The following is a 26,164-nucleotide window of genomic DNA, read 5'->3' on the forward strand; positions in this document are numbered from 1 at the left end:
TGAATGGAAAATGCTATACCTGCGTTAGGCAACACGATCGTTACATTACTTGGATATTATAGTTGGGTCTTGATTGCCTATATTTTATTATCGTGGTTCCCAAATGCGCGTGAATCAAAGTTTGGTCAAATCTTGTCATATCTTTGCGAACCGTTTTTGAATCCGTTTCGTCGCATCATCCCACCAATCGGCGGGATGCTCGACATCTCCCCAATCGTCGCTTTATTTGTGCTACGGATGGCGCAATTTGGAGTGCGTGCGATTTTCGGTATTTAAATGAGCGTCTTCGATCATTATCGACCGAATGAACGGGCATTTATCGAGCAAGTGCTCGATTGGGTTCAACAAGTCGAGGACAACTATATGTTGAAAGTGACGGACTTTTTAGATCCACGCGAGCAACAAATCGTCCGGCAACTCGTCGGAAAGCAGCTCGCGATTTACGAGGATGGCGGATTTGTCGGCGCGGAACGGCGTCGTCTGATCCTGGCTCCGGATTATTACGAGCTCGACCCGAACGATTTCGAGATTGCGATTCGTCAAATCGACTATCCGACCAAGTTCGTCGAATTGACGCACCGTCAAGTGACGGGAACGCTCTTGAACGCCGGGTTGAAGCGGCAGAAGTTTGGCGACGTCGTCCTTGATGATGGCATCGCCCAGTTCGCCACGACGCGTGACGCGGCTAGTTTCATCGAGATGAACGTCGATCGGGTCGGCAAGGCTCGGATTCGCATCTCCGAAGTGGCGCCTGAGGCTGTGCTCGTCGTACCTGAAGTCAAATGGAGCGAGGAGTTCGGTATCGTCTCATCACTCCGGTTTGACACGGTCGTCAGCGAAGTGCTCGGTTTATCTCGGCAAAAAGCGCAGGCGCTCGTCAAACATGGAGACTGTAAAGTGAATCATAAACCGATTGATGATCCGAGCTTCATCCTTGAACCAGACGATTTGGTCTCAATCCGAGGGTATGGCCGTGTCAAACTGACGGCGATTCTCGGCTCGACAAAGCGTGAGAAAATAAAAATCCAGTATGGCATCATACGTTGAACTTAGGAGGAAAGTCGAATGGCGTTGACACCGATTGATATTCATAATAAAGAGTTCTCGACTCGTTTTCGCGGGTACGATATCGATGAGGTCAATGAATTTTTAGATCAAATCATTAAAGAATTTGAACTATTGATTCGTGAGAATAGAAGGTACGAAGAGCTCGTCAACGATATGCAAGCCCGTATCGACTACTTCTCCTCGATGGAAGACACGTTGAACAAATCGATTATCGTCGCCCAAGAGGCAGCTGAAGAAGTGAAGACGAACGCGGCCAAGGAAGCGAGTCTCATTTTGAAGCAAGCCGAACGCGAGGCGCTCGCCCGTGAGGAAGAAGCGTCACGCAAAGAGCAACTCGCCGAACGTGAAGTCATTCAAATGCTCAAGAAAGTCGAATTGTACCGGACCCGGTTCCGCGTCCTCGTCGATGCTCAGATGGAGCTCTTGAACAGCACGGAATGGGACACGATTGTCGGGGAGCCGCCGGTCCAGACGGTTCTTGACGATACGACCGAACTTGCGTATAATGACGACGAAGTCATACCAACAAAACATCACGGATAATACACAATACGTCGATTAGGACACGTCGATAAAGTCATACCTACGAAGCGACTTAGGGAAGGTGCAAGCCTAAGAGAAAGACTTTATCGGTATCCCCTATGAGTGTCGGGCTGAAGTTAGTAAGCGCGACCGCCTGACCTCGTTATCGGTTACCAAGAGCGGTCTCGGGGTTTTCCCTGAGATTAGTAGGGTGGTACCGCGAGTCGACCAACTCGTCCCTATTAGGGGCGGGTTTTTTTGTTGTCAAAAAAAGATGCAGGAGGAGTTTCAATGAACTACAAAGACACACTATTGATGCCTGACACAGAGTTCGCGATGCGCGGAAATCTGCCAAAACGTGAGCCAGCGATGCATGAGGCTTGGGAACAAATGGACCTATACAACCGCGTCCAAGAGAAAAACGCCGGGAAACCGCAATACATCCTTCACGACGGACCTCCGTACGCGAACGGCGACATCCATATGGGCCACGCGCTCAACAAAGTATTGAAAGACATCATCGTCCGTTTCAAATCATTGAACGGCTACCAGTCACCGATGATTCCGGGCTGGGACACACACGGTCTCCCAATCGAGAACGCGCTTCAAAAAGCGGGTGTCAACCGCAAAGAAATGACGGTCGCCGAGTTCCGTGAGAAGTGTGCAGCGTATGCGATGGAACAAGTGAACTCGCAACGTGAACAGTTCAAACGCCTCGGGTTGCTCGCTGATTTTGACAACCCGTACATCACGCTCCTCCCAGAATACGAAGCGGCTCAAATCCGTCTCTTCGGGACGATGGCCGAAAAGGGCTACATCTATAAAGGGAAGAAACCGGTCTATTGGTCACCCTCTTCTGAATCGGCGCTCGCTGAGGCAGAAATCGAATATTACGACAAGAAGTCACCGGCCATTTACGTGGCGTTCCAAGTCGTCGACGGGAAAGACGTTCTTCAGACGACCGATCATTTCGTTATCTGGACGACGACACCGTGGACAATTCCAGCCAACCTCGGGATCGCGGTCAGCGACGAGTTGACGTACACGCGTATCGAGCATGACGGCAAAGGGTATATCGTCGCCGAATCGCTCGTGGAAGAAGTGACGACGGCACTCAAGTGGACGGATTACACGGTGAGCGGTTCTTGGAACGGACGTGAGTTCGAGTACATGACGGCGCAACACCCGCTCTACGACCGGACCTCGCTCGTCATGATCGGCGATCACGTCACGGCTGACGCGACAGGTCTCGTCCATACGGCACCTGGACACGGGGAAGACGACTATCGTGTCGGACAAGCGTACGGACTCGACGTCTTGTGCCCGGTCGACGACCGTGGTTATATGACGGATGAGGCGCCAGGTTTCGAAGGCTTGTTCTATGAAGACGCGAACAAACAAATCGGGATGAAGCTCGAAGAGAACGGCTACTTGCTCAACTTGAAATTCATCAAACACTCGTACCCGCACGACTGGCGTACGAAAAAACCGGTCATCTTCCGCGCGACTCCGCAATGGTTCGCCTCAATCAAAGACTTCCGGGCCGATATGCTCCGTGAAATCGAAGAAGTGAACTGGGTGCCGGAATGGGGCATGACACGTCTTTACAACATGGTCCGTGACCGTGGGGACTGGGTCATCAGCCGTCAACGCGCCTGGGGTGTTCCAATCCCGATCTTCTATGCCGAAGACGGCACAGAAATCATCACGAACGAGACGATCGACCATATCGCCAACTTGTTCCATGAACACGGCTCGAACGTCTGGTATGAGCGCGAGGCGAAAGACTTGTTGCCAGCAGGCTTCACACACCCGAACAGCCCGAACGGCGAGTTCCGTAAAGAGCTCGACATCATGGACGTTTGGTTCGACTCAGGTTCGTCACATGCGGGCGTACTCGAACAGCGCGACAACTTGCGCCGCCCGGCCGACTTGTACCTTGAAGGATCGGACCAATACCGCGGCTGGTTCAACTCGTCACTCTCGACGGCTGTCGCGACGACTGGCAAAGCGCCGTATCGCAATGTGCTCAGCCATGGTTTCGTTCTCGACGGAGACGGACGCAAGATGTCGAAGTCACTCGGTAACACGATTGCACCGAACGACCTCGTCAAACAGTACGGAGCAGAAATCGTCCGTCTTTGGGTGTCGTCGGTCGACTATCAGTCAGATGTCCGAGCGTCACACGATAACTTTAAACAAGTGTCGGAAGTATACCGGAAAATCCGCAACACGTTGCGCTTCTTGCTCGGTAACTTGAACGGCTTCGACCCGTCGATGCGTGTCGCGTTCGAAGACATGCCGGAAGCGGACCGCTTCATGGCGACAAAACTCAAACAGCTTCAAGCGAAAGTCGTCAAAGCGTACGACACGTTCGACTTCATGGCCGTTTATCACTTGAGCCATAACTTCTGTGTCAACGAGTTGTCGTCATTCTATCTCGACTTCACTAAAGATATCCTGTATATCGAGCGCGAAGATGACGCACGTCGTCGTGCCGTTCAAACGGTCATGTATGACACGGTCGTCACGCTCACGAAATTGCTCGCTCCAATCCTTCCGCACACGGCGGATGAGGTATGGCAAGAAGTGCCGGCGAAACAAGCGGATAGCGTCTTCTTGACGGACCTAGACGAAGTAGCGGCATTGTCGGAAGACGAGAAGGCGTTGCTCGCGAAATGGTCGAAATTCCTCACGTTCCGGGATGACGTCTTGAAAGCGATCGAGATCGCCCGAGGTGAGAAATTGATCGGGAAACCGCTCGAAGCGAAGTTGCTCGTCGCGCCGAAAGGTGAGACGAAGCAGTTGCTCGAGACGATCGACAACGTGCGCCAATTGCTGCAAGTGTCACAGCTCGATTACGTCGACTCGGCGGATGTCGATTATGCGACAGCCGAAATCAGCGTCTTGAAAGCTGACGGTGCCCCTTGTGCCCGCTGCTGGACGTACTCGACCGAACTCGGTCAAGACGAACAGCACCCAGAGCTTTGCCCGCGTTGTACAGAAGTCATCGCATAAGCCGGACCGGAGTGGCGATCGTCCACTTCGGTTTCTTATGACTTGAAAGGAGAATCTGATGAAACGTTACTACGGATTAGCACTTTTCCTCATTTTGCTCGACCAAGTGACAAAATGGATCGTCGTCCAGACGATGACAATCGGACAGTCGATTGAACTCATCCCTGGGTTGCTGTACTTGACGTCTTACCGCAATAAAGGTGCGGCTTGGGGCATGCTCGAAGGGCAGATGGTGTTTTTCTTCATCGTCACGGCCATCGTCGTCGTCGGATTGATTTACTTCCTGCACAAAGAAGTGAACGGGTTCGATCTGCTCGGTTATAGCGTCGGGTTACTGCTCGCCGGTGCCATCGGGAACTTTATCGACCGTCTCTTCCGCGGAGAAGTCGTCGACTTTGTCGACACATATCCGTTCGGATACAATTTCCCCATCTTTAACGTCGCCGACATGGCGCTCACGTTCGGTGTCATCTTTATGATTATCGGCGTCTTGTTCGAAGAAAAATTAAACAAAGAAAGGGGACAATCGTAATGGAAACTTACACATTTGTCGCCGAAGAAAAGGCTCGTATCGATAAATGGATGAGCGAACAAAGTGACTGGTCACGTTCGCAAATCCAAGACTGGATCAAGGCGGGAGATCTGCTCGTCAACGGGAAGGTCGTCAAGCCGAACTATAAGCTGCAAGAAGGCGACGAAATCGTCGTGACGGTACCAGATGCCGTCGAGCTTGAAGTATTGCCTGAGAATATCCCGCTCGACGTCGTCTATGAGGACGAGGATGTCATCGTCGTCAACAAGGCCCGCGGCATGGTCGTCCATCCGGCGGCCGGCCATACGTCAGGGACGCTCGTCAACGCGCTCCTCTACCACTGTGACGATTTGTCAGGCATCAATGGTGTCAAACGCCCAGGTATCGTCCATCGCATCGACAAGGATACGACAGGTCTGCTCATGGTCGCGAAGAACGATGTGGCCCACGAATCGCTCGCGAACCAGTTAAAGGATCGTAAAATCAAGCGTGAATATATCGCCCTCGTCCACGGCGAAGTCGCCCATGAACTCGGGACAATCGAGGCGCCAATCGGGCGTGACACGAACGACCGTCAACGGATGACGGTGACGGACAAGAACGCGAAAGAAGCGATCACACACTTCCGTCTGCTCGAGCGGTATAAAGACTTCACGCTCGTCGAGTGTAAATTGGAGACGGGACGGACGCACCAAATCCGCGTTCATATGCGTTATATCGGCCATCCGCTGGCTGGAGACCCGAAATACGGTCCGCGCCGAACGATTCAATTGAACGGTCAGGCGCTCCACGCGGCGACGCTCGGTTTCTTCCATCCGCGCACGAACGAATGGCTTGAATTCGAGGCGAAACTCCCGGCCGACTTCGAGGCGGAGCTTGCGAAATTAGACAAAATCGAGAAAACGCGTTGACTTTCAACCGATTCCGATTTATAGTCTAGGAAGCATAACACCTTTAAACCCAGTCCAGAGAGGCTGTGAAAGGATTGTGGCCGCGGCCACGACACGTCGATTATTTGAGGCAGAGGTCTGCCCTCATATATGAAGACTTCCTTTTCCAGCCGGATGAGGAAGTCTTCTTTTTTTATATTATTTGTGAGAGGGGGGAACCAGTTGAAACGTTCCACCATTTTGGATGAAGCGGCGATCCGTCGCGCACTTACCCGAATCGCCCATGAGATTATCGAGCGGAACAAAGGGACGGACAACGTCGTGCTCGTCGGGATTAAAACCCGAGGCGAGACGCTCGCCGACCGACTCGCCCGCCGTATCGAAGAGATCGAAGGTAAATCGATCGCCCTCGGCAACTTAGACATTACGCTCTACCGGGACGACTTATCGAAGAAATCACTCGACCCGGAAGTGAAGGCGACCGAGTTACCGCATGACATCAACGGCAAGACGGTCGTCTTGATTGACGACGTCCTCTACACAGGCCGGACAGTGCGGGCCGCCATGGATGCGCTCGTCGACCACGGTCGGCCGGACTATATCCAGCTCGCCGTCTTGATTGACCGCGGCCACCGCGAATTGCCGATTCGCCCCGACTTTGTCGGCAAGAACGTCCCGACGTCGAAGTCGGAACAAGTCGTCGTCAGACTCAGTGAAGTCGACGCGACCGACGAAGTATTCATCAAACAGCAATAACCTAAAAAACCTTTAAGGTGGTCCAGAGAGGCCAGGAAGGAGAACCACATATGAAACCCATCCTCAACATCCACGAGCGTCCCGCTCACTTACCGCAATGGCTGCTCTTCAGCCTGCAACACGTCTTCGCCATGTTCGGAGCGACGATTTTAGTCCCGATTTTGACGGGGTTGAACACGTCCGTCGCCCTCGTCGCTTCCGGTGTGGCCACGCTCTCATTCCTAGCCATCACACGATTCAAAGTCCCAACGTATCTCGGATCGAGCTTCGCGTACATCGCGCCGATTATCGCCGTCAGTCAACAGTGGGGTGTCGAAGCCGCCTTGTTCGGAGGCATCATCGCCGGTGCCGTCTACGGTGTCGTCTCGCTCATCATCTATAAGACAGGCGTGAACTGGTTGCTGCGTTTGTTGCCGCCGGTCGTCGTCGGTCCGGTCATCATGGTCATCGGTTTATCGCTCGCGCCGGTCGCCATCGACATGTCGATGAATAAGGATGGGGCTTACAACGGCACGTTCATCACGATCGCGCTTCTCACGCTCGGTATCACGATTCTCGCCATGACGACGCTCAAAGGTGTCTGGGGCGCCGTGCCGATCTTGTTCGGCATCATCGGCGGCTACCTTATCGCCGCGCTGTTCGGCATCATCGACTACTCGGCAATCGGTCAAGCGAGCTTGTTCCAACTGCCTGACTTTACGATGGTGTTCGTCGACTACATGCCAATGTGGCAGGTCGGGGCATTGCTCGCCATCGTCCCGGTCGCCCTCGTCACGATGACGGAACATATCGGCGATCAGATGGTCACGTCGAAAATCATCGGACGTGAGACGATGAAAGACCCAGGTCTCCATCGGACACTCCTCGGTGACGGGGTCGGGAAAGCGGTCGCCTCGGCGCTCGGTGGTCCACCATGTACGACATACGGTGAGAACAACGGGGTCATGGCCATCACGAAAGTGTATAGCGTCTACGTCATCGCCGGAGCTGCACTCATGGCCATCAGCTTCGGATTCCTCGGACACGTCGAAGCGTTCATCTCGACAATCCCGAACCCGGTCAAGGGCGGCATCTCGATCCTCTTGTTCGGGGTCATCGCCTCGAACGGTCTCCGGACGATGGTCGAGAGCAACGTCGACCTTGCCGAGAAACGTAACCTCATCATTGCCTCAGTCATCCTCGTCATCGGACTCGGTGGGGCGATGGTCCAACTCGGTAGCTTCCCGGTCCAAGGGATGGCGCTCGCAACGGTCGTCGGGATTCTCTTGAACGCCTTCTTGCCAAAAGCGGAGAGCGTGGAAGAACCTGCTGCCGAAACAACTGAAGACACACGACAAGCAAGTAACTTTTAATTCGATCCCGTGAGGTCGGCAAAGTGAAGGCTCGTTTATTTGGGTGTGTTCTGCCCAGATAAAGGCGTCCCTTCACGTAGGTGAAGAGGCGCCTTTTCTCTTTGCCTTCATATAAAAGGAGGAGACGAACATGAACATCATCAAACAACAACCGAAGCATTTTGTCAGCCTGGACACGCTATCCCTCGACGAGATTATGGGCTTGATTGAGGAGTCGCTCCGCTATAAACAAGGCAACATGCCTCCGCTGTTCGACGGGAAGACGGTCGCGAACCTGTTCTTTGAAAACTCGACGCGTACGAAAAACTCGTTTCAAATGGCCGAACGGCACTTGAAAGTCCAGGAAATCCCGTTCGACGTGGCAACGTCATCGGTGACGAAAGGGGAGACGCTCTACGACACGTGCAAGACGCTCGAGGCGATCGGGGTCGACGCCCTCGTCATCCGCCATCCGGAGTCGGGTTACTACCATGAACTCGTCGAAAAATTGAATATCCCGGTGTTGAACGGCGGGGACGGGAGCGGGGAACACCCGTCCCAGTCACTCCTCGACCTCGTCACAATCTTTGAAGAGTTCAAGACGTTCGAGGGCTTGAATATCGCCATCTGCGGTGACCTCGTCCATAGCCGTGTCGCCCGCTCGAACGCCTCGGTGCTCAAGCGGCTCGGCGCGAACGTCGTCGGCTGCAGTCCCGCTTCCTGGTGGGACGAGTCGATGGGGCTCGAGCATCGCGACCTCGACGACGTGTTGGCCGACTGTGACGTCATCATGTTGCTACGCGTTCAGCACGAACGTCACATCATGGGCGATATCTTCTCGAAAGAAGATTATCATGTGCGCTACGGCTTGACGCCGGCCCGCGTCGAGCGGATGAAGCCACACGCCATCATCATGCATCCGGCCCCGGTCAATCGGGACGTCGAGATTGCCGGTAGTTTAATCGAACATCCGCAGTCACGCATCTTTCCACAGATGACGAACGGCGTTTACGCCCGGATGGCCATCTTAAATCGAGCATTAGGGGGACAATTATGATACTTCAACACGCAACTTGGTATGACGGGAACACGAAACGGACGACGACGCTATTGATTGAGGACGGCGAGATCCGCTCGATCGACTATAACGGTACGAGCGAAGGACATGATGTGATCGATGCGACAGGGATGCTGCTCATGCCGGGACTCGTCGATGTCCACGTCCACTTGCGCGAACCAGGCGGGGAGAAGAAAGAGACGATTAAAACTGGGACCGAGGCGGCTGCGGCCGGAGGGTTCACCACCATCTGTGCGATGCCGAACACGCGTCCCGTCCCGGACGACCGCGAGACGATGGACCAGCTGTTGGCTAAAATCGAGCAAGACGCCATCGTGCGCGTCCTGCCATACGCCGCCATCACGAAACGGCAGCTCGGCACCGAACAAGTCGACATGGCCTCTCTCGCAGATTCGTTCGCTTTCACCGATGACGGGGTCGGCGTCCAATCTGCGGCGATGATGCGCGCGGCGATGCGGGAAGCGAAACGACTCGACAAGGCAATCGTTGCTCACTGCGAGGACAATACGCTCAAGGCCGGTTCGGTCCACGAAGGCCGGTTCAGTGAAGAACATGGCATCCAAGGCATCCCGAGCCTCGCCGAGAGCATCCATATCGCTCGCGACGTCTTGATCGCCGAAGAGACAGGCTGTCACTATCACGTCTGCCACGTCTCGTCCCAACAGTCGGTGCGCGTCATCCGCGACGCCAAACGAGCCGGTATCCGGGTCACGGCCGAAGTGACACCGCATCATCTCGTCCTCTGTGAAGACGACATCCCGGGCCTCGACCCGAACTTTAAAATGAACCCGCCGCTCCGGAGCGCGGACGACCGGGAGGCGTTACTCGAAGGTTTGTTCGATGGCACAATCGATATGATCGCGACCGACCACGCCCCGCACACGGCCGAGGAAAAGGCGGCCGGTATGGAACGGGCCCCGTTCGGGATTACCGGTTTCGAGACGGCGTTTCCACTCCTGTACACGACGTTTGTCAAAACGGGACAGATGGAAGAGGCGGCGCTCATCGAGTGGATGACGAAACGACCGAGCGACGTGTTCGGATTGCCGTACGGTGTGATTGAAGTCGGCCGGGCGGCGGACTTCGCCCTCATCGACCCGGAGACGGAGCGAATTGTCGATCCGACGACGTTCCGCTCGAAAGGGAAGAACACACCGTTCGCTGGGAAGAAATTAGTTGGCTGGCCGGTAATGACCATCGTGGCTGGAAAAATCGTATATAAGGGGAGATTCGATGAAACGAACATTATGGCTTGAGGACGGTACTTCATTTGTAGGAACAGCGTTTGGTGCAAGTGTGGAGACGATCGGGGAAGTCGTCTTCCAGACCGGGATGACCGGGTATCAAGAGATGTTATCCGACCCGTCTTACTGTGACCAACTTATCGTGTTGACAAATCCGTTGATTGGGAACTATGGCGTCAACCGCGAAGATTTCGAGACGACCATCCCGATGGCGAAAGGGCTCATCGTCAAAGAAGTGTGCGACGCACCGTCGAATTTCCGCTCGACCGCGACGCTTCATGATACGCTCAAACGCTTCAACATCCCAGGGTTGGCAGGAGTCGACACACGTATGTTGACGCGTCACTTGCGCTCACTTGGCGTCATGCGCGGTGTCATGGTCGACGGCGACTCGACGTGGGAGACGGTCAAACACCGCTTCGATGTTCTCCAGCCGACCAATCAAGTCGAGCGTGTCTCGACGAAGCGGGCGTACGTTAGCACCGGCAGCGGCCCCCGGATTGCCCTCATCGATTTCGGCGCGAAGCTCGGCATCATGCGTGAACTCGTGAAGCGCGACTGTGAAGTCGTCGTCTTGCCGCACGACGTGACGGCTGAAGAAGTGATGCGCTATGAACCGGACGGCGTCATGTTGTCGAACGGACCGGGGGACCCGAAAGACGTCCCGACGGCTCTACCGCTCATCGAACGCCTCATGCCGACACTCCCAATTTTCGGAATCTGTCTCGGCCATCAGTTGATCGCGCTCGCGAGCGGTGCCAACACGTTCAAGCTCCCGTTCGGCCATCGCGGTGCCAACCATCCCGTGCTCGAACTTGAGACTGGAGCGGTGACGATCACGTCCCAAAACCACGGCTACGCCGTCGATGAAGCGTCACTCGCGACGACAGGACTCGTCGTCACGCACCGCGCCGTCAACGATGGCACGGTCGAAGGTGTGAAACATCTGCATCATCCGACGTTCTCGGTTCAATACCACCCTGAGGCGGCACCGGGACCATACGATGCCAACGACTTATTTGACCGTTTCATGCAACTCGTTCAAGAAAACAAACAGAAAGTAGGAATGTGACATGCCAAAACGACCAGATATTCAGAAAATCCTTGTAATCGGATCCGGCCCAATCGTCATAGGACAGGCGGCAGAATTTGACTATGCTGGTACCCAGGCGTGTCTTGCCTTGAAAGAAGAAGGATATGAAGTCATCCTCGTCAACTCGAACCCGGCGACAATCATGACCGACCCGACGACGGCGGACCGTGTCTATATTGAACCGCTCGAACCGGAGTTCGTCGAACGGATTATCCGTCAAGAACGTCCGGACGCGCTCCTCGCCACACTCGGCGGCCAGACCGGCCTCAACTTGGCGATGGAACTCGATCGTCGCGGAGTGCTTGAAGATTGCGGCGTCGAATTGCTCGGGACAAAATTATCGGCCATCGAACAAGCTGAGGACCGGGAACAGTTCCGCGACCTCATGTATAAGCTCGGACACGGGGTCCCGGAAAGTGAGATCGTGCAGTCGCTCGAGTCGGCTTGGGGCTTTGCCGACCGGATCGGCTATCCGATTATCATCCGTCCGGCGTACACGCTCGGAGGAACCGGTGGCGGGATTGCCCATGACCGGAATGAATTCGAACAGTACGTCGAATCAGGACTGAAAGCGAGTCCAGTGACACAAGTGTTGCTCGAGAAATCGATTGCGGGCATGAAAGAAGTCGAGTATGAAGTGATGCGTGACTCGAGCGACCAAGCCATCATCGTCTGTGCGATGGAAAACTTTGATTCGGTCGGGGTCCATACGGGCGACTCGATCGTCTTCGCTCCGACGCAGACATTGTCGGACCGCGACTATCAGATGCTCCGCAGCGTCTCGCTCGACATCATCCGCGCCCTCGGCATCGAAGGGGGATGCAATATCCAGTTCGCCCTCGACCCGGACAGCTTCACATACTACGTCATCGAGGTCAACCCGCGTGTCTCGCGCAGTTCGGCGCTCGCCTCGAAAGCGACGGGATACCCGATTGCCAAGTTGGCTGCGAAAGTGGCGGTCGGGTACAAGTTGTCAGAATTGAAGAACCCGGTGACGGAGACAAGTTACGCCTCGTTCGAACCGGCGCTCGACTATGTCGTCGCTAAGATTCCGCGCTTCGCTTTCGATAAGTTCGAGACGGCTGACCGCCGGCTCGGCACTCAGATGAAAGCGACCGGGGAAGTGATGGCGATCGGCCGCAACTTGGAGGAAGCGCTCCTTAAGGCTGTCCGTTCGCTTGAACTCGGGACAGAAGACTTGGCCGTACCACGGCTCGCACAATTGACGACGGATGAGCTCAATCGCGAGTTGACGACGCCGACTGATGAGCGACTCTGGATGCTTTATGAGGCACTCCGTCGCGGTTATTCGACGGAACAGCTGCATGAGCTGACGAAAATCGACCGTTTCTTCCTATCGAAACTCGCACGGATTTGGCAACATGAAGAGACGCTCCGGCTTGAGCCGCTCACGAAAGAACGACTCGTCGAAACGAAGCGTCTCGGGTTCAGCGATAAGATGATCGCCCGCATCATAAACGAGAACGTGGAGACGGTGACGTCGCTTCGGAACGACTGGGGCATCCGTCCGGTGTACAAGATGGTCGACACGTGTGCGGCTGAGTTCGCCTCGGAAACACCATACTTTTACGGGACGTACGAAGTTGAGAACGAGGCCGTGAAGACGGACAAGCCGTCGATTCTCGTCCTCGGCTCGGGCCCAATCCGCATCGGTCAAGGTGTCGAGTTCGACTACGCGACCGTCCACTCGATTCAGACGATTCGTGACGCAGGTTATGAAGCGATCATCATAAACAACAACCCGGAGACGGTGTCGACCGACTTCTCAATCTCGGACCGGCTCTACTTCGAACCGCTTACGACCGAGGACGTACTCGAGGTCATCCGCAACGAACAGCCACTCGGCGTCATCGTCCAGTTCGGTGGCCAGACGGCCATCAACTTGGCAGCCTCGCTCGAAGCAGAAGGGGTCCAGATTTTAGGGACATCGCTTGAAGACATCGATCGCGCCGAAGACCGGAAAGCGTTCGAAGCGACGCTCTCGGCCGAACAGCTCGCCCAACCTCCAGGCAAGACGGCGGTCACGGTCGAAGAGGCCGTCGCGTGTGCCGACATGCTTGGCTATCCGGTACTCGTCCGCCCATCATACGTCCTCGGCGGCCGGGCGATGGAAATCGTTTATGAGCGCTCGGAGCTCGAGCGGTATATGCGCCACGCCGTCGTCGCCTCGAAAGACCGTCCCGTACTGATTGACCGCTACTTGACGGGCATCGAGATTGAAGTCGACGCCATCTGTGACGGGACGGACGTCTACATCCCGGGCATCATGGAACATATCGAACGGGCCGGGGTCCACTCGGGCGACTCGATTGCCGTGTACCCGCCGCAGCGGTTGAGCGAAGCGTTGAAACAGAAAGTCGTCGATTACACGATTAAACTCGCCAAGGCGTTCCGGATCAAAGGGTTGCTCAATATCCAGTTCGTCTACGCGGACGACTTATACGTCATCGAGGTCAACCCGCGGGCGAGCCGGACCGTCCCGTTCATCTCTAAAGTGACGGGCCTTCCGGTCGCACGCATCGCCACGCAGACGATTCTCGGAACGAGTTTGAAAGACCTCGGTTTAGGGACCGGCTTACATCCGGAAGCGGACGCGATTTCGGTCAAAGTCCCGGTATTCAGTTTCGCGAAACTGAAAGAAGTCGACCCATCACTTGGGCCGGAGATGAAATCGACCGGTGAAGTCATGGCGACAGATCGCACGCTCGAAAAGGCGTTATATAAAGGACTCGTCGCCGCCGGCATGACGATCGCCTTGAAAGGGAACGTCCTGTTGACGGTCGCCGACCAAGACAAGGAAGAGGCGCTCGACATCGCCCGCCGTTTCAACCGACTCGGATTCCGCCTGATGGCCACGTCTGGCACGGCGCATGCGCTTTCGACAGATGGCTTGCCGGTCCACCCGGTCGGGAAAATCAATGAGGCCGGAGAGACGATGCTGAGCGTCATCGAACGAGGGGAAGTCGATATCGTCTTGAACACGACGACGCGTGACGCCCTTGCGACGAAAGACGGGTTCATCATCCGTCGGGCCGCGGCCGAGCAAGGGGTGCTCTGCCTGACGTCGCTCGACACGGTCGAGGCGCTGCTCCAAGTCATCGAGAGCCTGTCGTTCCAAACGACGAGTTTACCGGCCTTCACGACATTCGGGGTGACCGTATGAGACAACTCGCGACCATTTTATCGAACCGATTGATTGCGCCGGCGACGATGGAGATGAAAATCGAGATCGCACCGCAGGCCGTTGCGCCGGGCACGTTCTTCCATGTGAAGACGTCAGAGCTGTTGCGCCGGCCGCTCTCGGTCGCGAACGTCGAAGACAACGTCGTCACATTCCTGTATAAAGTGATCGGCAGCGGGACGGCAGATTTGGCCGCGCGTCGGACGGGAGACGTCTTAGACGTCCTCGGACCGCTCGGCAACGGTTTCCCGCTCGAACAGACGGGTAAACGGGTCGTGCTCGTCGGTGGGGGCATCGGGGTGCCGCCGCTCTACTACACGCGGCGCCTGCTCGCCGCCCGTGGCATCGAGACGGTAGCAATTCTCGGGTTTGATACGAAAACGAGCATTTTTTATGAAGACGCGTTCCGTGAACTGGGGGAGACGATCATCACGACGGTCGATGGAACGTATGGAGAAATGGGATTTGTGACAGGTCCGCTCGCGCGGGTCGACGCCGATGTCTTATTCAGCTGCGGGCCGGAACCGATGCTGAAAGCGGTCGCCGCGTCACATATCGAAGAGCGATATATCTCGATTGAGAATCGGATGGGGTGTGGCATCGGCGCTTGTTTCGCTTGCGTGTGCGAAGCGCCAGGCGGTTACGTCAAAGTGTGCAGTGACGGACCGGTATTTCGGGCAGAAGAGGTGACACTATGAGACTACACGTCGATTTGCCAGGCTTACAGTTAAAGAATCCGATTATGCCGGCATCAGGCTGTTTCGGATTCGGGGAAGAGTTCGCCAAACTCTATGACTTATCGATGTTAGGCGGTATCATGATTAAAGCGGCGACAGGCGAGTCACGATTCGGCAACGGGACGCCGCGGGTCGCCGAGACGGCACAAGGCATGTTGAACGCCATCGGCCTCCAAAACCCGGGTGTCGACGCCATCATCGAACACAAATTACCGTTCTTGTCCGCGTTCGATACCGAGATTATCGCCAATGTGGCCGGCTCGACGCCCGAAGAGTACATTCATGTCGCGCGAGAGCTCAGTGCCGACCCGACCATCAAGGCGCTCGAACTGAACATCTCGTGCCCGAACGTGAAGTGCGGGGGGATGCAGTTCGGGACCGATCCCGACATGGCGGCGGAATTGACCCGACTCGTCAAAGCGGCGTCAACAAAACCGGTATACGTCAAACTGTCACCGAACGTCACGTCAATCACAGCGATGGCGAAAGCGGTCGAAGCGGCCGGGGCCGATGGCATTACGATGATCAACACGCTCGTCGGGATGCGCATCGACGTCACGACCGGGCAGCCGATTCTCGCCAACCGCATCGGTGGTTTGTCTGGACCGGCCGTCAAACCGGTCGCCATTCGGATGGTCTATGAGGTCGCCCAAGCCGTCGAGATCCCGATTATCGGGATGGGCGGCGTGCGGACGGTCGACGACGTCTTGGAGTTCATTTATGCGGGTGCTTCGGCAGTCGCGGTCGGAACGGCCAATTTTGAAAATCCTTACGTCTGTCAGGAAATCATCGAAGCGTTACCAGGACGACTTGACGAACTTGGGATCGATCATATTTTAGACATCAGGGGGAAAGCTTATGAACAGACTGTATCTCGCGCTTGATGTCGAAACGGGCGCCGACGCGTTCCGATTATTGGAACGAATCGAACAAAAACCGGCCGTCAAAGTCGGGATGGAACTGTTCTATCGGGAAGGGGGCCGCTTTGTCGAGCAACTCGTCGACAGCGGGTACCCGGTCTTTTTAGACGTCAAAGTTCATGACATCCCGGAGACGGCACGGCGGACGCTCCGTCAAATCGGCCGCCTCGGCGTCGAGTTGACGAACGTCCATACGCTCGGCGGCGAGACGATGATGCGTTACGCCTTGGACGGTTTACGCGAGGTGACCGATACGACGAAATTGATTGGGGTCACCCAGTTGACGTCGACCGATGAACGAATGCTCGCCGAAGAGCTACACATCGAAGGGGGATTGGAACAGGCCGTCCTTCGCCAGGCTGCCATGGCCGACCGGGCCGGGCTCGACGGAGTCGTCGCGTCCGTGCATGAGGCCCACTCGATTCGCCAAGCGCTCGGCTCGTCATTTTTGACCGTGACGCCCGGTATCCGGGTGAACGAAACAACGGACGACCAAGTCCGGATCGCCACGCCGAAAGCGGCTCGTGACGCAGGCGTGTCGGCCATCGTCGTCGGCCGACCCATCACCCGGGCCGAAGACCCGAACGCTGCCTATGCATACTACTTACAAGAATGGAGTCGAACTTATGAGACAAATCGCTGAAGCTTTATTACAAATCGAGGCCGTGACCCTGTCACCGGAAAACCCGTATACGTGGTCGAGCGGGATGAGGAGTCCGATTTATTGTGACAATCGCTTGACGCTCAGCTATCCTGACGTCCGCAACCTCATCATCGATGCGCTCGTTGAGGTGATCCGTCCGCTCGATGTCGACGTCATCGCCGGGACAGCGACAGCGGGAATTCCCCATGCGACGCTTGTCGCCGACCGGCTCGGGTTGCCGCTCGTCTATGTCCGTTCGAGTGCGAAAGGACATGGGAAAGGGAATCAAATCGAGGGCCGGTTTGAACCGGGGGCTCGTGTCGTCGTGATTGAAGACTTGTTGTCGACCGGCTCGTCGAGCATCGAGGCCGCCAAAGCGATTGAGGAAGCCGGCGGGGAAGTCGTCAAGATTCAAGCGATTTTCTCCTATAGTCTGAGCCGCCTCGCCATCAATCTGTTAGACTCGGGCTTCACTGCGCATGCACTGATTACACTTTCGGATTTGCTCGACGTTGCCGTCAAGAAGCGAATCATCAGTAAAGAAGAATATGCTTCCTTACGGGACTGGCGAAACGATCCGACAGGTTGGAGCGAACGTGTCTTATCTTCATAATCTGTAACGAGAATCCACCTCCGGGCGGATTCTTTTTCTATTCGGTACATGGCATACTGAACATGTTAGAATAGGGAAAGCAGTCAATAAAGGAGATGTGTATGGCGTATTCTAGAATGAAGGGAAAATCCTTGAAAGTCCGTTTTCAAGCGATCCCGAAACATCGTAAACTTGCGTTCGGACTCGTCCTCACCGTCTTGCCCCTCATTTTCTTCTTGAATTTATTCATATTCAGTCACGTGTTGGCACTTGGGGACACGTACGAGGACCGCTATCAAATGAAGAAACTTCGGCTCGAGACGGCGCACGGCAATGTCGAATTCGTTCGTAGCACGAATGAGAAAATCCACATTGATGTGTTACAGACGAACTCGAAAGAGCGTCACATCAAAGTCAAATCGGTCGGCGATACGATTTCGGTCGTCGAGCGCTACGGCCAATTCAGTCAATTCGGTAGTCGGGCGAGTGATGAACCATCCCGTTATAAAATCCGAGTCGCCTTGCCGAGCTCGATGACATCGATTGAAGTCGAGGCCGAGCAAGTGACCGGCCAAGGATTGATTGCCAAGACGATCGTCTTGGAGGCGAACGCCGTTAATGTAAAAAAACTCGAAAGTGATCGGCTTCGCGTCGAAACACGGAGTGATACGACACTCGAAACCGTCCGTGTCGTCACGGGAGATATCCGTTCATATCGGAACGCGACCGTGAGCGACATCGTCGTCAATCAAAGCATGACGATTCAGACGGAGGCGGGGACGCTCGCGTACGCGCCGCGTAATGCGACCGGACAAGTGAACGTCACGACCACAGGCAACGTGACGGCGTCGGAACGGTTCAACGAAATCGGGGGCGGCGTGTACCATCTGTCGAACTCGAACCGACCAAACATCGAACTCATTTCCGAGACAGGAAAGGTCGAGCTTAAATGATGAACAAACGTTACATCCCAAAAGTCGGACTTCGAACTTTGAAAACCGGCATCGCCGTCGCCATCACCATCGCTTTGTCCTGGTACGTGTTCGGCATCTATTCAGGCATGGGGGCCATCGCGGCCGTCGTCGCGATGCAACCGACCGTGAAGCGGTCATCGAAAATCGTCTTCAGCCGCATCTTCGGAACGATGGTCGGGCTCATGTGCGGTCTCCTGATCGTCTATGCGTTCGGGGTCAACCCGATTTCAATCGGGCTCGCCGTCATCGTCGCTCTCACGCTCAATACGACGTTCGATAAGACGCACATGTCGACGTATGCGGCGTTCGCGATCGTGCTCATGCTCGAGAACCCGACGACCGACTTCTTCCACTATGCGTGGACCCGTTCATTGTTGACGGCCGTCGGTGTCTTCGTCTCGCTCGGTGTCAACTATGCGTTCATGCCGCCTCGTTACGAGGAGCGGTTGCTCAGTGAGATTCGGAAGACGTCGGCGTATATGTTCCAGCACTGGCGCGAGCTCGTCGGGTCCCCGTCCGAGTTGCTCGAGACGCGGGCCCGTATCCTCGGCCATCAGGAGCTGCACATGATGCTCCAAGAGGATATGAAAGTGACGAACGTGAAATTGAAGCATTTGACGATGAAGCAATACCGGTTATTGATTCACCTTGAGGACAAGCTCGTCTTGTTGCTCGAGAGTCTCGCTGAACATCGGGAGGCGCTATTGGTCATGGACGAGGAAGAACGCCGGGTGTTCGAGTCCGAGTTTTTATACCTCCTCGCGCATCATCACGATATCCTTTATACGTGTGACAAGCCGCATGCGCTGTTCACGTTGCCGCATGAGGATTTATCCGTTTCTGAAATTTTACACGGGCACTTGCTCGACTATCATGAACAGCTCGAAGCGTTCAAACATAATCCGAAATAAACGAAGGCCCCGTTTTAGCGACGGGGCCTTTATTTGTTGTCAATGTAAGTGAAGATGTCATATTTACACATGCCTTTGGCGACACCCTCCGTTCCTGGGGCGATGCGGATGCCTCCGCAGTGCGTGCCGCACTTTACAGGGTCATCCTTGCATCGCTATCCCCTAGGAGTTCGGGTGCCGGCCTTGGCATGTGTCTGCTCGCCTGTCGATCAGACGTGTACCAATCCTTTCGTTCGTCCGCCGGCGTCCCGACTCCTGCAGGAAAGCAACCCAACGGAGACCCAGCAGCGACATTGAGTCGCGATGCGGCTCCGGGGTTGCCTGCGGAAAGCGTAGGCGCCGAGAGGACGAGTGACCATGGGCTAACAAGAAAAAGCCACGTCATGTGACGTGGCCAGAACTCATTGCTGGAGTGATTTGACGAGCCGCTCATCCGGCGTGACGTACACCGTCTGCTGGTCCGTATATATGACGAATCCAGGCTTGGCACCGCTCGGCTTTTTCACGTAACGTGCTTTCGTGTAATCGACCGGCACACCGCTCGAGGCACGGGCCTTCGAGAAATAAGCGGCGACGGTCGCCGCCTCGAGCAACGTCGTCTCGTCAGGTTCGCCCGAACGGATGATGACGTGGGATCCGGGAATATCTTTCACATGAAGCCAAATCTCGTCGCGACGGGCGAACTTGAACGTCAAATGATCGTTTTGCGTATTGTTCTTCCCGACGAAGAACTCTGTCCCCGTCGACGACGTATACGCCTCGAGCGAAATTTTCTTCGTCTGTTTCTTCTTTTGATTCCGTTGCTTCATGTAGCCGCCTTCGGCCAACTCTTCTCGAATCTCGACGATGTCGGCCGGTGAGGCGACGTCGAGCTGGGCGACGAGCGTCTCTAAATACTCAATTTCGGCGTCGTTCAATTCGATTTGTTTCTGTACTTCGACTTTGGCGACTTTCAACTTGTTGTATTTCTTGTAGTACGCTTGTGCGTTCTCGTTCGGTGTCTTGAGCTTGTTGAGCGGGATGTCGATCATGCCGCCTTCCTCGTCGTAATAATCGACGACGTGGGCGACGGTCATGCCTTTCTCGAGCTGGAACAAGTACGTTGTCAACAGCTCCCCGTATTTCTGAAGTTCGTCGGACCGTTCCGTCGCCTTCAAATCGTCAAGCAGTCGCTTACGTTTCAACAGGTTTTTCTCAAGCTCGGACTTGAGCAGACGCTCGACATCGTGGGCTTGTTGTTTGACACGGTCGCGGTTCGCTTTCTCATAAAAGAAACGGTCGAGCACGTCTTTGCTCGTCTCATAGCGCTCTTCAGAAGTGATCTCACCGGACGTGAGCACGATCGGACTGAAGCGCTCTTTGCCCGACGCGAGCTGTTGGAAGACGTAAGGGCCTTCGAGGTCGCTCATCACGCTGACGAACGACTCCTCGATGCTGGCCCGGTTCGGGAGTTTGGCCCGGTGGACGATCTCTTGGGCGATTTGCGGGCTGAGCCCGGCGAAACTGGCCACGAGCTGCTTGTCGAGCGAGCCGGCGTTCCAGTCGATACGTTTCACACCGGCTTCACGCTCCGTCAACGGATCACACTTGTCTTGGGCCGGTGGCAGTAAGTACTCGCTGCCCGGCATGATTGTCCGGTATGTGTTTTGTGACGGCGGAAGATGTTTGATGGCGTCTAAAATCTTGCCGTCCTCGTTCGTCAAGACGACGTTCGAGTGACGCCCCATCAGTTCGATATACACTTTCTTATTCTCTTCGTCGCCGAGCTCGTTTCGTGAACGGATCGACAGGACGATGACACGGTCACGTCCGACTTGTTCGATTGCCGTGATGAAGCCGCCTTCGATGTGTTTTCGGAGCATCATACAAAACATCGGCGGTTCTTGCGGGTTCTTGGTCGGGTTGTCGGTCAGTTGGAGCCGTGCGTACATCGCATTCGCCGAAACGAGCAATTGGACGCTTTGGCGGTTCGAGCGGACTTGAATCATCAAATCGAGCGAATACGGTTGGTGCACGCGATTGATGCGCCCCCCGACGAGCGCTTGTAATTCTGTTACAACACGATATGTCATTAATCCATCATATGCCACTAGTCTCATCACCTTTGTTCTTTTTCTGTCTCTACGTTATCAGATTCACGGAAAATATGGTACGATGAAGTAGGAAATCCGAACTTCTTCTTGCCGGAACAATTGATTGACTGCTATTATAATTAAATGTGATGTTAGAAGATGGAGGTCTTGCAGTGAATTTTAAAGAACGAGGATTATTAATCGTCTTGTCTGGCCCGAGCGGCGTCGGGAAAGGTACCGTTTGTCGAGTACTCCGTGAAGAGAAGGACAACAACCTTCAATATTCGGTCTCGGCGACGACCCGCAAACCGCGCGAAGGAGAAGTGGAAGGCGTACACTACTTCTTTAAGACGAGAGAACAATTTGAACACATGATCGAGCATAAACAATTGCTCGAGCACGCTGAATTTGTCGGCAACTATTATGGGACACCGGTTGAATGGGTTCGTGAGACACTCGAAAGCGGGAAGGACGTCATCCTCGAGATTGAAGTCCAGGGCGCTTTCCAAGTGAAAGAGCGTTTCCCGGAAGCGGTCTTTTTATTCTTGGCTCCGCCAAGCCTGCAAGAACTACGTAACCGCTTAGTCGGTCGAGGCACGGAATCGGAAGACGTGATCAAGCAACGCTTGCTCGTCGCCCGGGAAGAAATTGAATTGATGGATGCATACGATTACGTCGTTACGAATGATGAAGTGGATAAAGCGATCGATCTTATCAAAGCGATCGTGACGGCCGAACATTGTAAACGTGAACGTGTCGCGTCTCTCTATAAAAAAGCCATGATGGAGGTCATTTAATGTTATACCCTTCGATTGATGCCTTACAACGTATCATCCCGTCGAAATACACAATCGTCACGGTGGCCGCGAAGCGGGCCCGCCAAATCCAGGACGGAAAAGCAACAAAAATCGCCGCGCCAAAATCGTATAAGCCGGTCGGTCAAGCGCTTGAAGAATTGTATTCGGGTGACACGACAATCATCACGAACGAAAAAAACAACGGATGAAGTGTGACCCAAGTCGGATACGACTTGGGTCTCATTGTCTATAAGGGGGAGAATTGTGAATGTTGAACGATCGGAATATCTTGCTTTGTGTGAGCGGCGGTATCGCGGCGTATAAGGCGTGCGCGCTCACGTCGAAACTCGTCCAGGCCGGTGCGAACGTTCGAGTGGCGATGACCGCGTCAGCCGAAGAATTCGTCGGCAAAGCGACGTTTCAGGCGCTCAGCCGAAATCCGGTATACACCGACGTGTTCGAGGAACACGATCCGACCAAAATCGCCCACATCGACGTCGTCGATACGAGTGACTTGATCGTCGTTGCACCCGCCACGGCGAACATGATTGCGAAACTCGCAGCCGGTATTGCCGATGACTTCATCACGACCTCGATTTTAGCGGCCAAATGTCCCGTCATCGTCTCACCGGCGATGAACGTCAATATGCTCGAACATCCGGCCACGCGCCGCAATATCGAGACGCTCAAAACGTTCGGCTATCAAATCATCGAACCGGGCGTCGGCAATCTCGCGTGCGGGTGGATCGGTGGCGGACGCCTTCCGGAACCGGAAGACCTCGTCCGTATCGTCGAGAGCCAGTTCGTCCCGAAACATCTGCTCGGGAAACGCGTGCTAATCACGGCCGGTCCGACGGTCGAACGCATCGACCCGGTCCGCTTTTTATCGAACGACTCCTCTGGCAAGATGGGCGTCGCGCTCGCCGCGGCTGCCCGCGATATGGGCGCATACGTCACGCTCGTCCACGGACCGCTGCAAGTACCCGTACCGGACGGCGTGACCGCCATCGCCGTCGAATCAGGCACGGATATGCTCGAGACGGTGCTCGCGCGTTTCGATGACCAAGACCTCGTCATCAAATCGGCCGCCGTCGCCGACTATCGCCCGAAGACGGTCCATAGCGAGAAACATAAAAAAGTGCACGGCCCGTTGACGATCGAACTCGAAGAGACGACCGATATCTTGAAGACGCTCGGGGAGAAGAAGACGCATCAGCTCCTCGTCGGTTTTGCGGCCGAGACGGAGAATCTCGAGCAACACGCCCGCGATAAAATCGCCCGTAAACGGGTTGACTATCTCGTCGCCAACGATGTGTCCCAGCCAGATATCGGCTTCCGCGCCGATGACAACGAAGTCACGTTGTTTCGGGCGGACGGGGCTCATGTCCGCTTACCGCGACAGAGCAAACGTGAACTCGCTGTCGAGTTGCTCACACATTTTAAGGAAGATTTGCGATGATCGCCCACGTCCATGTCGATGCGCCCGTCATCACGATCGACCGTCCGTTCGATTATGAAGTGCCGCCCCAGTTCGAGACGTTAATCGAACCGGGCATGCGTGTCTCGGTCCCGTTCGGCTCACGACGCCTGCTCGGAATCGTCACCGGTGTCTCAGAAGGGACGCGCGAAGGGTTGAAACCGCTCGAAGCCCTATTAGATGAAGAATCATCACTGACGGACGAGTTGCTCGACTTATCGACCCATGTGAAAGAGACGACGCTCTGTTTCCGGTCGTCGGCACTCCTCGCCATGTTGCCGGCAGCGCTGAAAGTGAGTTACGACAAAGAGATTAAAGGCGAGACGCTCCCGGACGGCGTTCGAGCCGGCACCCATCTTTCGGAGTATCCGAAAGAGACGCAGTCCATCATCTTGGCGCTCGCCAAAAAAGGGGACATCTTGCTCGCGCCGGTGTTAAAAGAGAAACGGACGGTGAAGACGGACCTCGTCATCGAACTCATCGATGCGACGCTCATCCCGGCCCGGGCGAAGAAACAACAAGAAGCGATTCAGTTGCTAAAGGACGTCCCGCGGATGTATTGGTCGTCGTTACGTCAAATTGGCTTGTCGCGCGCACAACTGCAAAAGATGGAGTCGCTCCGTGCCGTCAAAGTGACCGAGGTCGAACTGAACCGCGACCCGTACGCCACGATTGAACAGGTCATCGAGACGGTCGAACTGAATGAAAGTCAAGCCACGGCTGTCCATGCCATCCGCGATGCGGAAGCCGGGGAGACGTTACTCTTGCACGGTGTCACCGGCAGTGGGAAGACCGAGGTCTATTTAGAAGCGATCGGTCAAGTCGTCGATGACGGCAAGCAGGCGATTTTGCTCGTCCCGGAAATCTCGCTCACGCCGATGATGGTCAAACGATTCAAACGTCGCTTCGGAGACCGGGTCGCCGTGCTCCATAGCGCCTTGTCACAAGGAGAGAAATATGACGAGTGGCGCAAAATCAAACGACGTGAAGTCGATGTCGTCGTCGGGGCACGCTCGGCGATTTTCGCACCGCTCGAAAACATCGGCCTCATCATCTTGGACGAAGAGCATGAGACGACGTACAAGCAAGAAGAGAACCCGCGCTATCACGCGCGTGACGTCGCGATTTGGCGGGCCGAGTACCACGAGTGCCCGGTCGTCCTCGGAAGTGCGACCCCGTCACTCGAGTCTTACGCCCGCGCCCAAAAAGGCGTCTATCGCTATTTGCAACTGAGCGAACGGTACGGTGGCGAGATGCCGCCTGTCCATATTATCGACATGCGGCGTGAGCTCGCCAAAGGCAACACGACGATGTTTTCAGAAGATTTATTTGTCGCCATCAACGACCGCATCGCGAAAAAAGAACAGTGTGTCATCTTGCTCAACCGTCGTGGTTTCACGACGTTCGTCATGTGTCGCGACTGTGGGGAAGGGCTTACCTGTCCGCACTGCGCCGTCAACTTGACGTATCACCAACACGGCGACCGGCTCAAATGCCACTACTGCGGCTATGAGATCGGTATGCCGTCGAAGTGCCCGTCGTGTGACAGCAAGAAAATCAAACAGTTCGGCACCGGGACGCAAAAGATCGAGACCGAGCTGTTGAATCGCATCCCTGAGGCGCGGATCATTCGGATGGACCAAGACACGACGTCACGCAAAGGGTCGCACGAACAACTATTGAAACGCTTTGAGGATGGGGAGGCCGACATTTTGCTCGGTACCCAGATGATCGCCAAAGGGCTCGATTTCCCGAACGTCACGCTCGTCGGCGTGCTCGCGGCGGATGCGACGCTCGGCATGCCCGATTTCCGGGCGACCGAGCGTACGTTCCAACTCGTGACCCAAGTCGCCGGTCGGGCCGGACGCGGTAGTCTGCCGGGTGAGGCGTACGTTCAGACGTACAACCCGGACCATTATGTCATCGAGACGGCGAGTGAACATGATTATGAATCGTTTTACGCCCGGGAGATGCAACTGCGCCAAGTCGGTAATCATCCCCCATATTGGTACGTCACGCTCGTCACGTTCGCGGCGGAAAGTCCGCTCGTCGCCCAAGCCGAGGCCGAGCTGTTCGCCGCCGATTTCGTCGAGGCGCACGTGGCCCAGTCGCGACTGAACGGGCCGATGCCGGCACCGTTGTCGAAACTGAAGAACTTGTTCCGCTATCAGTTGTTCATCAAGACGAAACATCCGGAAGCGTTATATCCGGTCCTCGCCACGCTGCAACAGGCACGGGCAAAGGCGATTAGCAAAAAAGAATATCAATTGAGTATCGACGTAAACCCATACGTATTCATGTGAGGTG

The 26,164-nt window shown here is 55.3% G+C and carries 23 protein-coding genes; 22 read left to right on the top strand and 1 reads right to left on the bottom strand.

What is annotated here, in order from left to right:
• Positions 1–3 precede the first annotated feature (3 nt).
• The 18 genes from KNP68_RS09640 to KNP68_RS09725 all read left to right on the top strand — a co-directional run bounded on the left by KNP68_RS09640 (position 4) and on the right by KNP68_RS09725 (position 19,511).
• A complete protein-coding gene (locus KNP68_RS09640; RefSeq protein ID WP_021067051.1) occupies positions 4–276 on the top strand; it encodes a YggT family protein in 273 nt (90 codons plus the stop codon).
• Entirely contained in the window at positions 277–1,047 is a 771-nt protein-coding gene (locus tag KNP68_RS09645; RefSeq protein WP_214799500.1) for a YlmH family RNA-binding protein, read from the top strand.
• A gap of 18 nt (positions 1,048–1,065) precedes the next feature.
• Entirely contained in the window at positions 1,066–1,611 is a 546-nt protein-coding gene (locus KNP68_RS09650) for a DivIVA domain-containing protein (protein ID WP_021067053.1), read from the top strand.
• A gap of 270 nt (positions 1,612–1,881) precedes the next feature.
• Positions 1,882–4,608, top strand: coding sequence for an isoleucine--tRNA ligase (gene ileS / locus KNP68_RS09655; RefSeq protein ID WP_214799502.1), 2,727 nt, complete (start codon positions 1,882–1,884; stop codon positions 4,606–4,608).
• 58 nt (positions 4,609–4,666) lie between these two features.
• Entirely contained in the window at positions 4,667–5,140 is a 474-nt protein-coding gene (lspA, locus tag KNP68_RS09660; RefSeq protein WP_021067055.1) for a signal peptidase II, read from the top strand.
• Positions 5,140–6,051: an RluA family pseudouridine synthase gene (locus KNP68_RS09665; RefSeq protein ID WP_214799504.1), complete on the top strand. Its 912-nt coding sequence runs from the start codon at positions 5,140–5,142 to the stop codon at positions 6,049–6,051. Before lspA ends, KNP68_RS09665 begins: the two co-directional genes overlap by 1 nt.
• A gap of 201 nt (positions 6,052–6,252) precedes the next feature.
• On the top strand, positions 6,253–6,786 hold the full coding sequence (pyrR, locus tag KNP68_RS09670) for a bifunctional pyr operon transcriptional regulator/uracil phosphoribosyltransferase PyrR (RefSeq protein WP_214752275.1): 534 nt from the start codon (positions 6,253–6,255) through the stop codon (positions 6,784–6,786).
• 50 nt (positions 6,787–6,836) lie between these two features.
• The gene (locus KNP68_RS09675) at positions 6,837–8,138 is read left to right on the top strand and encodes a uracil-xanthine permease family protein (RefSeq protein ID WP_214752274.1); all 1,302 of its coding nucleotides are present in this window, start codon (positions 6,837–6,839) and stop codon (positions 8,136–8,138) included.
• Positions 8,139–8,268: 130 nt separating this feature from the next.
• Positions 8,269–9,174 (top strand): aspartate carbamoyltransferase catalytic subunit, encoded by a 906-nt coding sequence (locus KNP68_RS09680; RefSeq protein WP_214752273.1) that lies wholly within the window; start codon positions 8,269–8,271, stop codon positions 9,172–9,174.
• Complete coding sequence (locus KNP68_RS09685; RefSeq protein WP_214799506.1) at positions 9,171–10,451, top strand: dihydroorotase; 1,281 nt, start codon at positions 9,171–9,173, stop codon at positions 10,449–10,451. Before KNP68_RS09680 ends, KNP68_RS09685 begins: the two co-directional genes overlap by 4 nt.
• Entirely contained in the window at positions 10,429–11,511 is a 1,083-nt protein-coding gene (locus KNP68_RS09690; protein ID WP_214799508.1) for a carbamoyl phosphate synthase small subunit, read from the top strand. Before KNP68_RS09685 ends, KNP68_RS09690 begins: the two co-directional genes overlap by 23 nt.
• A gap of 1 nt (position 11,512) precedes the next feature.
• The gene (gene carB / locus KNP68_RS09695; protein WP_214799510.1) at positions 11,513–14,716 is read left to right on the top strand and encodes a carbamoyl-phosphate synthase large subunit; all 3,204 of its coding nucleotides are present in this window, start codon (positions 11,513–11,515) and stop codon (positions 14,714–14,716) included.
• Positions 14,713–15,432, top strand: coding sequence for a dihydroorotate dehydrogenase electron transfer subunit (locus KNP68_RS09700; protein WP_214799512.1), 720 nt, complete (start codon positions 14,713–14,715; stop codon positions 15,430–15,432). The genes carB and KNP68_RS09700 overlap by 4 nt, the downstream gene beginning before the upstream one ends.
• The gene (locus KNP68_RS09705; RefSeq protein ID WP_021067064.1) at positions 15,429–16,355 is read left to right on the top strand and encodes a dihydroorotate dehydrogenase; all 927 of its coding nucleotides are present in this window, start codon (positions 15,429–15,431) and stop codon (positions 16,353–16,355) included. Before KNP68_RS09700 ends, KNP68_RS09705 begins: the two co-directional genes overlap by 4 nt.
• On the top strand, positions 16,330–17,034 hold the full coding sequence (gene pyrF / locus KNP68_RS09710) for an orotidine-5'-phosphate decarboxylase (RefSeq protein WP_214799514.1): 705 nt from the start codon (positions 16,330–16,332) through the stop codon (positions 17,032–17,034). The genes KNP68_RS09705 and pyrF overlap by 26 nt, the downstream gene beginning before the upstream one ends.
• The gene (gene pyrE, locus KNP68_RS09715; RefSeq protein ID WP_214799516.1) at positions 17,018–17,647 is read left to right on the top strand and encodes an orotate phosphoribosyltransferase; all 630 of its coding nucleotides are present in this window, start codon (positions 17,018–17,020) and stop codon (positions 17,645–17,647) included. The genes pyrF and pyrE overlap by 17 nt, the downstream gene beginning before the upstream one ends.
• Positions 17,648–17,778: 131 nt before the next feature.
• Positions 17,779–18,579, top strand: coding sequence for a hypothetical protein (locus KNP68_RS09720; protein ID WP_251131492.1), 801 nt, complete (start codon positions 17,779–17,781; stop codon positions 18,577–18,579).
• Positions 18,576–19,511: an FUSC family protein gene (locus KNP68_RS09725; protein ID WP_021067068.1), complete on the top strand. Its 936-nt coding sequence runs from the start codon at positions 18,576–18,578 to the stop codon at positions 19,509–19,511. The genes KNP68_RS09720 and KNP68_RS09725 overlap by 4 nt, the downstream gene beginning before the upstream one ends.
• A gap of 401 nt (positions 19,512–19,912) precedes the next feature.
• Here the strand turns inward: KNP68_RS09725 and KNP68_RS09730 are convergent, their stop codons facing one another.
• A complete protein-coding gene (locus KNP68_RS09730) occupies positions 19,913–21,601 on the bottom strand; it encodes an Rqc2 family fibronectin-binding protein (RefSeq protein WP_131471176.1) in 1,689 nt (562 codons plus the stop codon).
• Positions 21,602–21,732: 131 nt separating this feature from the next.
• On the opposite strand from KNP68_RS09730, the gene gmk reads away from it, so the two are divergent.
• Genes gmk through priA form a run of 4 tightly spaced genes read left to right on the top strand, consistent with a single transcriptional unit; the run spans position 21,733 to position 26,160 of the window.
• Complete coding sequence (gmk, locus tag KNP68_RS09735) at positions 21,733–22,380, top strand: guanylate kinase (RefSeq protein ID WP_165569409.1); 648 nt, start codon at positions 21,733–21,735, stop codon at positions 22,378–22,380.
• Positions 22,380–22,589 carry a DNA-directed RNA polymerase subunit omega gene (gene rpoZ, locus KNP68_RS09740; RefSeq protein WP_021067071.1) on the top strand — a complete coding sequence of 70 codons (210 nt, stop codon included), beginning with the start codon at positions 22,380–22,382 and terminating at the stop codon, positions 22,587–22,589. Before gmk ends, rpoZ begins: the two co-directional genes overlap by 1 nt.
• Before the next feature lie 59 nt (positions 22,590–22,648).
• Positions 22,649–23,839, top strand: coding sequence for a bifunctional phosphopantothenoylcysteine decarboxylase/phosphopantothenate--cysteine ligase CoaBC (gene coaBC / locus KNP68_RS09745; RefSeq protein WP_131471149.1), 1,191 nt, complete (start codon positions 22,649–22,651; stop codon positions 23,837–23,839).
• Positions 23,836–26,160, top strand: a complete 2,325-nt coding sequence (gene priA / locus KNP68_RS09750) for a primosomal protein N' (protein ID WP_131471150.1) — start codon at positions 23,836–23,838, stop codon at positions 26,158–26,160. The genes coaBC and priA overlap by 4 nt, the downstream gene beginning before the upstream one ends.
• Positions 26,161–26,164 lie beyond the last annotated feature (4 nt).

This window comes from Exiguobacterium sp. s50, from assembly GCF_018618175.1.
In the GTDB taxonomy this organism is placed as follows: Bacteria; Bacillota; Bacilli; order Exiguobacteriales; family Exiguobacteriaceae; genus Exiguobacterium; species Exiguobacterium chiriqhucha.